9 protein-coding genes and 2 pseudogenes are annotated in these 10,547 nt (G+C 71.6%); 6 read left to right on the top strand and 5 right to left on the bottom strand.

The window, feature by feature from the left end; translation table 11 throughout:
* Nucleotides 1–221: pseudogene (locus tag ABT116_RS34370) on the bottom strand (pseudouridylate synthase); the annotation flags it as partial.
* A 79-nt stretch (nucleotides 222–300) separates the two neighbouring features.
* On the opposite strand from ABT116_RS34370, the gene ABT116_RS34365 reads away from it, so the two are divergent.
* A complete protein-coding gene (locus ABT116_RS34365; RefSeq protein ID WP_351641951.1) occupies nucleotides 301–882 on the top strand; it encodes a GNAT family N-acetyltransferase in 582 nt (193 codons plus the stop codon).
* Nucleotides 883–936: 54 nt separating this feature from the next.
* On the opposite strand, the gene ABT116_RS34360 is transcribed toward ABT116_RS34365, so the two are convergent.
* Both ABT116_RS34360 and ABT116_RS34355 read right to left on the bottom strand, forming a co-directional pair.
* Nucleotides 937–1,779: a siderophore-interacting protein gene (locus ABT116_RS34360; protein WP_351641947.1), complete on the bottom strand. Its 843-nt coding sequence runs from the start codon at nucleotides 1,777–1,779 to the stop codon at nucleotides 937–939.
* A 113-nt stretch (nucleotides 1,780–1,892) separates the two neighbouring features.
* A complete protein-coding gene (locus ABT116_RS34355; protein ID WP_351641957.1) occupies nucleotides 1,893–2,822 on the bottom strand; it encodes a 5'-3' exonuclease in 930 nt (309 codons plus the stop codon).
* Nucleotides 2,823–3,010: 188 nt separating this feature from the next.
* On the opposite strand from ABT116_RS34355, the gene ABT116_RS34350 reads away from it, so the two are divergent.
* From ABT116_RS34350 to ABT116_RS34335, 4 genes are all read left to right on the top strand, one after another.
* Nucleotides 3,011–4,102, top strand: coding sequence for a quaternary amine ABC transporter ATP-binding protein (locus tag ABT116_RS34350; protein ID WP_351641940.1), 1,092 nt, complete (start codon nucleotides 3,011–3,013; stop codon nucleotides 4,100–4,102).
* Nucleotides 4,095–6,710 (top strand): ABC transporter permease/substrate binding protein, encoded by a 2,616-nt coding sequence (locus ABT116_RS34345; RefSeq protein ID WP_351641935.1) that lies wholly within the window; start codon nucleotides 4,095–4,097, stop codon nucleotides 6,708–6,710. Before ABT116_RS34350 ends, ABT116_RS34345 begins: the two co-directional genes overlap by 8 nt.
* A 332-nt stretch (nucleotides 6,711–7,042) precedes the next feature.
* The gene (locus ABT116_RS34340; RefSeq protein WP_351641929.1) at nucleotides 7,043–7,612 is read left to right on the top strand and encodes a helix-turn-helix domain-containing protein; all 570 of its coding nucleotides are present in this window, start codon (nucleotides 7,043–7,045) and stop codon (nucleotides 7,610–7,612) included.
* On the top strand, nucleotides 7,609–8,328 hold the full coding sequence (locus ABT116_RS34335) for a helical backbone metal receptor (RefSeq protein WP_351641924.1): 720 nt from the start codon (nucleotides 7,609–7,611) through the stop codon (nucleotides 8,326–8,328). Before ABT116_RS34340 ends, ABT116_RS34335 begins: the two co-directional genes overlap by 4 nt.
* Here the strand turns inward: ABT116_RS34335 and ABT116_RS34330 are convergent.
* Nucleotides 8,240–9,391 carry a TDT family transporter gene (locus tag ABT116_RS34330; RefSeq protein WP_351641920.1) on the bottom strand — a complete coding sequence of 384 codons (1,152 nt, stop codon included), beginning with the start codon at nucleotides 9,389–9,391 and terminating at the stop codon, nucleotides 8,240–8,242. The genes ABT116_RS34335 and ABT116_RS34330 overlap by 89 nt on opposite strands.
* 70 nt (nucleotides 9,392–9,461) lie before the next feature.
* Here ABT116_RS34330 and ABT116_RS34325 point away from each other — a divergent pair, with 70 nt between their 5' ends.
* A complete protein-coding gene (locus tag ABT116_RS34325; protein ID WP_351641918.1) occupies nucleotides 9,462–10,391 on the top strand; it encodes a LysR family transcriptional regulator in 930 nt (309 codons plus the stop codon).
* On the opposite strand, the pseudogene ABT116_RS50980 reads toward ABT116_RS34325, so the two are convergent.
* Nucleotides 10,391–10,547, bottom strand: a pseudogene (locus ABT116_RS50980) (4-hydroxy-tetrahydrodipicolinate synthase); the annotation flags it as partial. The gene ABT116_RS34325 and the pseudogene ABT116_RS50980 overlap by 1 nt on opposite strands.

Genomic DNA, 10,547 nt, shown 5'->3' with positions numbered 1-10,547 from the left:
ACCGGCGGTGCCGTCCCCGGCGGAGACCGACAGTGGGACGGAGGGACCAGGCAGCAGTCGAACATGCCGTCGACGACTCCGGCGCCCGCCCCGGAGAGCCGCTCCACCAGGTGTTCGCGGACCGTCTCCCAGGTCCCGGTGCCGGGCAGCCGCACCCGCACCGGGTCCACACCCCGGCGCTGCGGCAGGGGAGAGGGCGGGGTGCGCGTCTTGCGTCTCATCGCGGCCCAGCGTACGAGGCCGCAGCGGCGGGGCGGAAAACCACTGGGAGGCCCGACGGGATCTTGCCAGGATGCGGGCATGCCGTTTCTCATCAGCCCTGTCCTGACCGCCGGGACCCTCGCGGGCCGCCCCCAACCGACTCTCCCCGCCGCCGGCGGACTCGTCCTGCGCCCCTGGCGGGAGGGGGACGCGCCCGCGGTGTACGAGGTCTTCCAGGACCCGTTGATGCACCAGTGGCACGCACGGTCCGCCGACTCCGTTGCGGAGGTCGGTGACTGGATCCGCACGTGGCAGCAGGCGTGGGAGGGGGAGCGGGAGGCGCACTGGGCCGTGGCCGACACGGAGTCCGGTGCGCTGCTGGGCCGGGTGGCGCTGCGCGAGCTCCGGCTCGACGACGCGACGGCGGAGGTGGCGTACTGGACCGTCCCGGCGGCCCGGGGCCGGGGCGTGGCCGCCCGCGCCACGACCGCGCTCACCCACTGGGCCTTCGACGAGACCGGCTTCCACCGCCTGGAGCTCCTGCACGCCGTGCGCAACGAGGCGTCCTGCCGCGTGGCCGCCAGGACCGGCTTCGGCCTGGAGGGCACCAAGCGCAGTGCGATCATGCAGCCGGACGGATGGCACGACATGCATCTGCACGCGCGCGTGCGGGGGGACTGAGGCGGCCGAGGCTGCTGCGGCACACCCCCCTGTGCCGTGGTGGGCCGGCCGACCTCAGGCGGCGGACGCGCTCTCCTGCTCCGCCTCGATCCGGGCGTTCCACTCGCGCTTCGACGCCTGCCAGCCGTCCTCGTTGTGGCCGCGGCGCCAGTAGCCGGAGATCGACAGGGCCTCGCGCGGGACCTGGCGCTCGACGCGGAGCAGATGACGCAGCTGCTTGACGAAGTGCGCCTCGCCGTGGACGAAGGCGTGCACACGGCCCTCGGGGAACTCCAGGTCGCGCACGGCGTCGACCAGCGCCTCGCCGAGGGGCCGCGCCCCGCGGTGCAGCCAGACGACCTCCACGTCCGCATCGATCTTCTGCTCCTCCTCGGGGCCGGAGATCTCCACGAAGGCGTAGGCCCGGGAGCCGCGGGGCAGCGCCTCCAGAGCGCAGGCGATCGCGGGCAGCGCGCTCTCGTCCCCCACGAGCAGATGCCAGTCGGCGCCCGGGTCGGGCGCGTACGCCCCACCGGGTCCCATGAAGTGCACGGTCTCGCCCGGCCGGACCCGCACGGCCCACGGACCGGCCAGACCCTCGTCACCGTGGATGACGAAGTCCAGCGTCAGTTCGCGGTGCTCGGCGTCCCACTGGCGGACCGTGTAGGTCCGGGTCACCGGCCACTGCTCGCGCGGCAGCTCGGCACGCACGCGTTCCAGGTCGAAGGGCTCCGGAAAGGTGACGCCCACCGGCGGGAACAGCAGCTTCACATAGTGGTCGGTGCATGTGCCGGCCGAGAAGTCGGCGAGGCCCTCGCCGCCGAGCACCACGCGCTGCATGTGCGGGGTCAGCCGCTCGGTGCGGACGACCTGCGCGGAGTGGAGCCTGCGCGGCTGGCGTCCCGGTCGCTCTGCCATGAGGACCTCCCTGTCTCACATAGTTAGGGTTACCTAAGTTAGCACCTTGTGCTCACTTGACACCTCTCGTGCGGGAGGTCACGTCGTCCTCTTACGAATCCTTGAACAAGGGATCAGGTCGCGAGCGTCGTCAGCAGGCGCTCCAGGGAGCCGCCCAGCCCCCAGCGGGCCGCCAGCGCCTCCAGGGCCGCCGGGTCGCGAGGGGCGCGCGGCAGCGCTGTGGAGACGTCCGGCAGGGGCACGTCGTCCGCGACCCGGACCACCTTCGGAGCGACCGCGAGGTACGGACGCGCCTCGTCCAGCCGCCTGCGCTGCGTCGGCGTCAGCTTCGACCCCCGGTCCTCGACCGCCGCCATGATCCCGGCCAGGTCCCCGAACTCGGCCAGCAGCTTGGCGGCCGTCTTCTCACCGATGCCCGGCACGCCCGGCAGGCCGTCGCTGGGGTCGCCGCGCAGCAGAGCCAGATCCGCGTACCCGCTGCCGTCGACCCCATACTTCTCACGCAGCACCGCCTCATCGGTGTGCTGCAGCGTGCCCACGCCCTTCAGCGGGTACAGCACGCGCACCCCGCGTGCGTCGTCCACCAGCTGGTACAGGTCGCGGTCACCGGTGACGATGTCGACCGGGCCCTTCGCCCGGGCGGTGAACGTGCCGATCACGTCGTCCGCCTCGTAGCCGGCGACACCCACCCGCGCGATGCCCACCGCGTCCAGCACCGCCTCGATCACCGGCACCTGCGGCGACAGCGTGTCGGGCACCTCTTCCTCGTCGGGGCCGACCGCGTGCTCCTCGGCGACGCGGTGGGCCTTGTAGGACGGGATCAGCTCCACCCGCCACTGCGGCCGCCAGTCGGCGTCCATGCACGCCACCAGGAGGTCCGGCCGGTGGTCCTTGACCAGACGGTCGATGAAGTCGAGCAGTCCGCGCACGGCGTTCACCGGCGTGCCGTCCGGGGCGCGGACCGAGTCCGGGACGCCGAAGTAGGCGCGGAAGTACAGGGAAGCGGTGTCGAGGAGCATCAGTCGTCCGGTCACGCCACGCATCATGCCGTACGTCACCGACAGAGACTCGCCTCGAATGTGACGCGCCCCACTTGTGCGTTTGGGATTCGGGATCTCGGGGAGGCGCCGCCCCGGAGTGAGACTGGTTGCGCATTTCAACTGTTTGCGCCCTGTTCAACCGTTTGCGCGCTGTCCTCGCTCTGTTCTGTTGCCAACGAAATAGAGGAAACGTGTCAGCGAGGCTTGAGGCAGAGAGCCTGTACAAGGTGTTCGGCAGGAGACCGGACCGGGCCGTCGAGCGGCTGCGCGGCGGAGCCGACCGGGAGGAACTGCGGGCCGAAGGCGCGACCGCAGCCGTGATCGACGCCTCCTTCACCGTCGAGCCCGGCCAGATCTTCGTGGTCATGGGCCTGTCCGGCTCCGGCAAGTCCACCTTGCTGCGCATGCTGAACGGCCTGCTCGAACCGACCGCCGGGCAGGTGCGCTTCGACGGCCAGGACCTGACCGCGCTGAGCGACCGCGAACTGCGCCAGGTCCGCTCCCGCAAGATCAGCATGGTGTTCCAGCACTTCGCGCTCTTCCCGCACCGCAGCGTGCGCGAGAACGCCGCCTACGGTCTGGAAGTGCAGGGCGTGCCCCGCGCCGAGCGCGTACGCCGCGCCGACGAGGCGCTCGCCCTGTGCGGCCTGGCCGGCTGGGAGAAGTCCTGGCCCGACGAACTGTCCGGCGGCATGCAGCAGCGCGTCGGTCTGGCCCGCGCGCTCGCCACCGACGCCGACCTGCTGCTGATGGACGAGTCTTTCAGCGCCCTGGACCCGCTGATCCGGCGTGACATGCAGGACCAGTTGCTGGAGCTCCAGCAGAAGCTGAAGAAGACGATCGTCTTCATCACCCACGACCTGAACGAGGCCATGCGCCTGGGCGACCGCATCGCCGTCATGCGCGACGGCCGCATCGTCCAGAACGGCACCGCCCAGGACATCCTGCTGCGACCGGAGAACGACTACGTCGCCTCCTTCACCCAGGACGTCGACCGCTCCCGCGTCCTGACCGCGGGCGAGCTCATGGACACCTCGGTCACCGCCGACGACCCCGGCTGCCACTGCGAGACCGCCACGCCCGACACCCCCTTCACGGAGCTGTGCGCCATCAGCGCCCGGCTCTCCCACCCGGTCGCGGTCGTCGACAAGGACGACAAGCAGATCGGCGTCGTCCCCCGGCAGCGTCTGGTCGGCTTCCTCGGCGACGCGCCGGACGCCACCCCGCAGCCCTGCGACTCCCCGCGGGACAAGGGCGGAGAGAAGGTGACCGCCCGTGCCTAGGATTCAGCTCGGCAGCTGGGTCAACGACGGGGTCGACTGGCTCACCACCCACATGGCGTGGCTCTTCGACTTCTGCAAGACCGTCTTCCTCGGCCTCTACGACGGCATCAACGCCGTCCTCCAGGCACCCGAACCGCTCCTCCTCGCAGGCATCTTCGCCGTGATCGCCTTCTGGCTGCGCGGCACCCTCGCCGGTGTCCTCACCTTCGCCGGGTTCGCGTTCATCGACTCCCTCGGACTGTGGGAGAACGCGATGATCACCCTGGCGCTCGTCCTCGTGGCGACCGTCATCGCGCTGGTGATCTCCCTGCCCGTGGGCATCTGGGCGGCCCGCTCCGACCGCGTCAGCGGTCTGGTCCGGCCCGTCCTGGACTTCATGCAGACGCTGCCCGCGATGATCTACCTCATCCCGGCGATCCTGTTCTTCGGCACCGGCGCCCCCGCCGGCATCGTCGCCACCCTGATCTTCGCGCTCGCCCCGGGCGTGCGCATGACCGAGCTGGGCATCCGGCAGGTCGACAAGGAACTGGTCGAGGCCGCCGAGGCGTTCGGCACCACGCCCCGCAACACGCTGCTGCGCGTCCAGCTCCCGCTCGCCCTGCCCACCGTCATGGCCGGCGTCAACCAGGTCATCATGCTGGGCCTGTCCATGGCCGCGATCGCCGGCATGGTCGGCACCGGCGGCCTCGGCGGCGACGTCAACGAGGCCATCGGCCAGCTCAACGTGGGCCTCGGCTCCGAGGCCGGTGTGGCCATCGTGATCCTCGCGATCTACCTGGACCGCATGACGAGCGCGCTCGGCACCCAGGTCTCCCCGCTCGGCCGCCGCGCCGCCGCCAAGCTGCGCGCCGCCCAGGGGCTGAAGATCTGGTCCTACCGGCCCCGCCCGGCCGTCGCCGTGATCGGCGTCGTCGTCCTCGCGCTCACCGCGGGCGGCATGGGCGTCCTGGGCGGCAGCACGGGCACCGAGGCCGCGGCGGACGGCAGGAACGTCGGCCAGGGCAAGAAGATCAGCATCGGCTACATCCCCTGGGACGAGGGCGTCGCCTCGACCTTCCTCTGGAAGGAGGTCCTGGAGCAGCGCGGCTACGAGGTAGAGGCCAAGCAGTTCGACGCGGGCCCGCTGTACACCTCCCTCGCCCAGGGCGACGTCGACTTCCAGACGGACGCCTGGCTGCCCACGACCCACGCCCAGTACTGGAAGAAGTACGGCAAGCAGCTCGACGACCTCGGCGCCTGGTACGACAAGACGTCCCTGGAGCTCACGGTTCCCGCCTACATGAAGGGCATCGACTCCCTGGCGGACCTCAAGGGCAAGGCCCCCGAGTTCGGCGGAAAGATCACCGGCATCGAGTCCGGCGCGGGCGAGATGGCCCTGCTCAAGAGCAAGGTCCTCAAGGAGTACGGCCTCGACAAGGAGTACGAGGTCGTCGACAGCTCCACGCCCGCGATGCTGGCCGAACTGAAGCGCGCCTACGCCCAGAAGAAGCCGATCGTCACCACGCTCTGGTCGCCGCACTGGGCGTACAACGACTACGACCTGAAGAAGCTCAAGGACCCCAAGGGCGCCTGGGGCGAGGGCGACGGTGTGCACACCCTCGCGCGCAAGGGCTTCGCAGGCGACGACCCGACGGTCGCCGGCTGGCTGAAGAAGTTCAAGATGAGCGAGAAGCAGCTCACCGGCCTCGAGGCCGAGATCAACAAGGCGGGCAAGGGCAATCAGCAGGACGCCGTCCGCGCCTGGCTGAAGCAGAACCCCGGCGTCGTCGACAAGCTCGCCCCGGTGCGGAACACCGGCGCCAGCACGCCGGCCGAGGCGAAGCAGCCCCTGGACGTCGCCTGGTTCCCCTGGGACGAGGACATCGCCGTCACCTACCTCTGGAAGAACGTCCTGGAGCGTCGCGGGTACACGCTGAACCTCAAGCAGATGGACGTCGGGCCGGTCTACACGGGTCTGGCCTCGGGCGATCTCGACCTCAACTTCGACGCCTGGCTGCCCTACGCCCAGAAGAACTACTGGGACAAGAACAAGGACCGGCTCAAGGACCTCGGCACCTGGTACGAACCGACCTCCCTGGAGATCGCCGTGCCGTCCTACGTCAAGGGCGTCGACTCCCTGGAGGACCTCAAGGGCAAGTCCGGCACGTTCAAGGGGAAGATCATCGGCATCGAGCCGGGCACCGGTGAGATGGACCTGCTGAAGAACAAGGTCCTGCCCGGCTACGGCCTGGACAAGGAGTACGAGGTCGTCGACGGCTCCACGCCCGCGATGCTGGCCGAGCTGAAGCGCGCGTACGCCAAGAAGGAGCCGATCGCCGTCACCCTCTGGTCGCCGCACTGGGCCTACAGCGACTATGAGCTGACCAAGCTGAAGGACCCGAAGAAGGCCTTCGGCGAGGGCAACACGATCCGCACCATCTCCAACGAGACGTTCCCCGAGGAGTACCCGCGGCTCACGAAGTGGATCAAGAACTTCAGGATGAGCGAGGACGAGCTCGGCAGCCTGGAGAGCGAGATCAAGGACCGCGGCCAGGGCCATGAGGAAGAAGCCGTGGCCGACTGGCTCCAGCAGCACCCGGACATGGTGCGTCGGATGACTCCGCAGTAGGGTTCCGGGGTGGGACGCGCGACACGCCGCGTCCCGCCCCGGCCCCGATCACACGAGCGGGATCCGGACAACCACAGAGCGCTACGCCACCCCCTGAACCCCCTCTCCCCGCCTGTTCCCCCAGCGGGCGGGCGACCTGCCCCGTCCCCTTCGGCGGCGGATCGCCTGGCGCGAAGTGTGAGGTGTCGCGCTGTCCCGTATGACAGCGATGTGACGGCCGCCTGAAACGGTTTGCCGAACATGCGTAGGGTGCAGACAACTCAACAGAAGCAGTGCGCCGGGACACCGCCGCACGGGGAGCGGATCGACGGGCGAAGGAGGGAGCCGGAGCGATGGGCGACCACAAAGAGCAACCCCTTCGGGTGGGCGCGGCCGTGCGCCGGCGGCGCCGTGCCCTGGACCTCACCCTCGCCGTCGTGGCCGCGCGCAGCGGTCTGTCGGTCCCGTTCCTGAGCCAGATCGAGAACGACCGGGCGCGGCCCAGCACCAGCTCCCTGGAGAAGGTCGCCGACGCCCTGCGCACCACCGCCGTGGAGCTCCTCGCCGCGGCCGACCCCGCGTGCAGCGTGGACGTCGTCCGCGGCGACGGCACCGAACCGCAAGCCCTGCCCCGGTCCCGCTCCCTGGTCCGCGGTCACCACCAGATGCACGCCTCCGAGTTCACCGGCGACCATGACGCCGGCCGTGAATTCCAGTACCGCAACGACCAGTTGATGTACGTCGCCGACGGCGCAGTGGAGATCGAGGCGGAAGGCCGCGCCTACCGCCTGGGCCGTGGCGACACGCTGTACCTGACCGGCGGGGTACGGCATCGCTGGCGGGCGGCGGAGTCGGACACCCGGGTGATCGTCGTCGCCGTGGCGGAGCACATCGAGGCGGTCCGGGACCGGCCGCGCCGGTGAGGGTCGTCTCGCTGGTCCCCTCGCTGACCGAGGCCGTGGCCCGGTCCGCGCCCGGGACCCTGGCCGGCGTCACCGACTGGTGCACGCATCCCCCCGGCCTGGACGTCGTACGCGTCGGCGGTACGAAGAACCCGAAGACCGACCGGATCCTCTCCCTCGCGCCCGACCTCGTGATCGCCAACGAGGAGGAGAACCGCGCGCCCGACCTCGCGGCCCTGCGCGCGGCGGGCGTCGAGGTCCTGGTGACGGAGATCCGCGACGTGCCGCAGGCCTTCCGGGAACTGGCCCGGGTGCTGGACGCCTGCCAGGTGGCGTCCCGCCCGCGCTGGCTGGACGAGGCGGAGGAGACCTGGGCGGCCCTGCCGGAGCCCGGGACGCGCCTGACGGCCGTCGTGCCGATCTGGCGTCGCCCGTGGATGGTTCTCGGCCGTGACACCTTCGCGGGGGACGTCCTCGCCCGCCTCGGCGTGGATCACGTGCACGCGACGCACCCGGACCGCTACCCGCGTCTCCCCCTGGAGGAACTCCGCGCCGCGGCACCCGACGTGGTGGTGCTGCCGGACGAGCCGTACCGCTTCACCGCGGACGACGGCCCCGAGGCCTTCCCCGGCCTGCCCTGCGCGCTCGTCAGCGGACGGCACCTGACGTGGTACGGACCGTCACTGGCCGAGGCGCCGCGGGTACTGGAGCGGGCGCTGCGAGCAGCTCGCCCCTGAGCAGTGCGCGCACGGTGCCCACGACGGCCGTGCCCCACGCCGCGACCAGCACCGCGTACAGCAGCACCGCCGGACCCGCGTAGGCGACGAGCCCGGTGTGCCGGCCCAGCGCCTCGGTGCCCGTGACACAGGTCCCGACCGGGAAGGTGAACGACCACCAGGTCATCGAGAACCGCATCCCGTGCCGCCGGGCACGCAGCACATGGGCGGCGGCCAGGCAGGCCCACAGCAGCGCGAACCCCATCACGGGCACGCCGTAGAGCACGGCGAGGACCCCGAATCCCTCGCCGTACGGCTCCGGTACGACCCCGGGCGCGACGTCCGCGAAGGCGCCGACGGCGGTGGTGGACTGCCCGAGCGGGCCGAGCACCAGGAACAGGGTCGGGGTGAGGGCGAGGGGCAGCGGCCCGCCGGTGAGCGACCGGGCGAAGACCAGCGGCAGCATGACCAGGGTCGCGAGCAGACTGAGCCCGAACAGCGCGAAGCAGACGAGGAGCAGCGTCTGGCGGGCCTGACCGGGCGGCAGATGCGGCACCAGCCGCGGCCCGACGGCGGCCGACACCATGGGTGCGACGAGCGGCAGCAGCCAGACCGGCGTGGCCTGCCCCGGCCCCACCCGATGGCGTACGGCCATCAGATACGGCACCGCGACGGCCGCGGCGAGCCCGATCAGTGTGCCCGCGGTGAACAGCACCGCGTCGAGCGTGACGGCCGCCCGCAGGCCGATCCAGTCCCGGCCGACGGTGAGGGCGCCGCCGCCCACCGCCAGCAGGGCCATGGCCAGGCAGCCGTAGAAGGGTGCCGTCGCCGGGTCGAGGAGGTGGGCGCGGGCCTGGTCCCGGTGCCGGGTCCAGTGCACGGCCCGGCCCGTCAGCAGTGCCAGGAGCAGGACGAGGGAGAGGGCCCACACTCCGGTGAGCACGCCGCGCAGCCCCGGGGCGTGCGGTGCGAGGGCGGCCCCGGCGGTGGCGACGACGGCGGTGCCCATCACGGTGGCGTACCAGTTGGGCCCGAGATGACGGACGGAGAGCGGGTACACGAGGGGCTGGGCTGCGGTGACCATGACTCCACGGTGGTTCCGGGCACGGCACACCACCAGGGACCATGCCTCTATGGCGACATAAGCTGGGTTTATGAGCAACGCGGATGAGCAGGCCGGGCCGGGTGTCACCGGGCCCCTGGCGCACCGGGTGCCGGATCTGGGCGCCCTGGAGCTGCTGCTGGCGGTGGCGCGGCTCGGCAGTCTCGGCGGTGCGGCGCGGGAACTCGGCATCACCCAGCCCGCGGCCAGCAGCCGGATCCGGTCGATGGAGCGGCAGCTCGGCGTGGCGCTGGTCGACCGCTCGCCCCGGGGATCCCGGCTCACGGACGCGGGGGCCCTGGTGACGGACTGGGCGCGGCGGATCGTGGAGGCGGCGGAGGCGTTCGACGTCGGGGCGCAGGCGCTGCGCGTCCGCCGCGACTCCCGGCTGCGGGTGGCCGCGAGCATGACGATCGCGGAGTATCTGCTGCCCGGCTGGCTGCTCGCGCTGCGCGCGCAGCGGCCCGACACGGCCGTGTCGCTGCACGCGGGGAACTCGACGGTGGTGGCGGAGCGACTGCTGTCGGACGAGGCGGATCTGGGGTTCGTGGAGGGGTTGTCGGTGCCGGCCGGACTCGACTCCGCGGTGATCGCCCATGACCGGCTGATAGTGGTGACCGCGCCGGGGCACGCGTGGGCCCGGCGGCGCCGGTCGCTGGCCGCGGAGGAACTGGCGTCGACGCCGTTGATCCTCCGCGAGAAGGGGTCGGGTACGCGGCAGGTGCTGGACGCGGCGCTGGGCGGGCTGGCCCGGCCGCTGATCGAGCTGTCGTCCACGACGGCGGTCAAGGCGGCGGCGGTGAGCGGTGCGGGCCCGGCGGTGCTGAGCGAACTGGCGGTGGGGGAGGAGCTGGCGTTGCGACGGCTGGTGCCGGTGCCGGTGGAGGGGGTCGCCCTGGCGCGGGACCTGAGGGCGGTGTGGCCGACGGGGCATCGCCCCACCGGCCCGGCGCGGGACCTGCTGTCGCTGACGCGGGGTTAGTTCCTCGCCCCCGCCGCCCCCACCCGTTTGTCGAGCTCGGCTTCTCGGCCGGCTGATTGGGGTGGTGGGAGGGCAGCCTCGCGGACGGCCGTGACGAGGGCCGACTTCTCGTCGTCCGTGGTGGTGGGCGACTCGCCCGTGGTGCCGGAGAGGACC

The sequence above is a fragment of the Streptomyces sp. NPDC002130 genome (genome assembly GCF_040296465.1).
Taxonomy (GTDB): domain Bacteria; phylum Actinomycetota; class Actinomycetes; order Streptomycetales; family Streptomycetaceae; genus Streptomyces.
Note: the sequence above shows the minus strand (reverse complement) of the source record. Positions and strands in the feature narration are given on the sequence as shown.

What these genes read in the sequence shown, in the direction of transcription:
- ABT116_RS34325 (WP_351641918.1), top strand. Translation starts at nt 9,462, where the DNA reads ATGAGCAACGCGGATGAGCAGGCCGGGCCGGGTGTCACCGGGCCCCTG.
- ABT116_RS34360 (WP_351641947.1), bottom strand. Translation starts at nt 1,779, where the DNA reads ATGGCAGAGCGACCGGGACGCCAGCCGCGCAGGCTCCACTCCGCGCAG.
- ABT116_RS34365 (WP_351641951.1), top strand. Translation starts at nt 301, where the DNA reads ATGCCGTTTCTCATCAGCCCTGTCCTGACCGCCGGGACCCTCGCGGGC.
- ABT116_RS34330 (WP_351641920.1), bottom strand. Translation starts at nt 9,391, where the DNA reads ATGGTCACCGCAGCCCAGCCCCTCGTGTACCCGCTCTCCGTCCGTCAT.
- ABT116_RS34340 (WP_351641929.1), top strand. Translation starts at nt 7,043, where the DNA reads ATGGGCGACCACAAAGAGCAACCCCTTCGGGTGGGCGCGGCCGTGCGC.
- ABT116_RS34355 (WP_351641957.1), bottom strand. Translation starts at nt 2,822, where the DNA reads ATGCGTGGCGTGACCGGACGACTGATGCTCCTCGACACCGCTTCCCTG.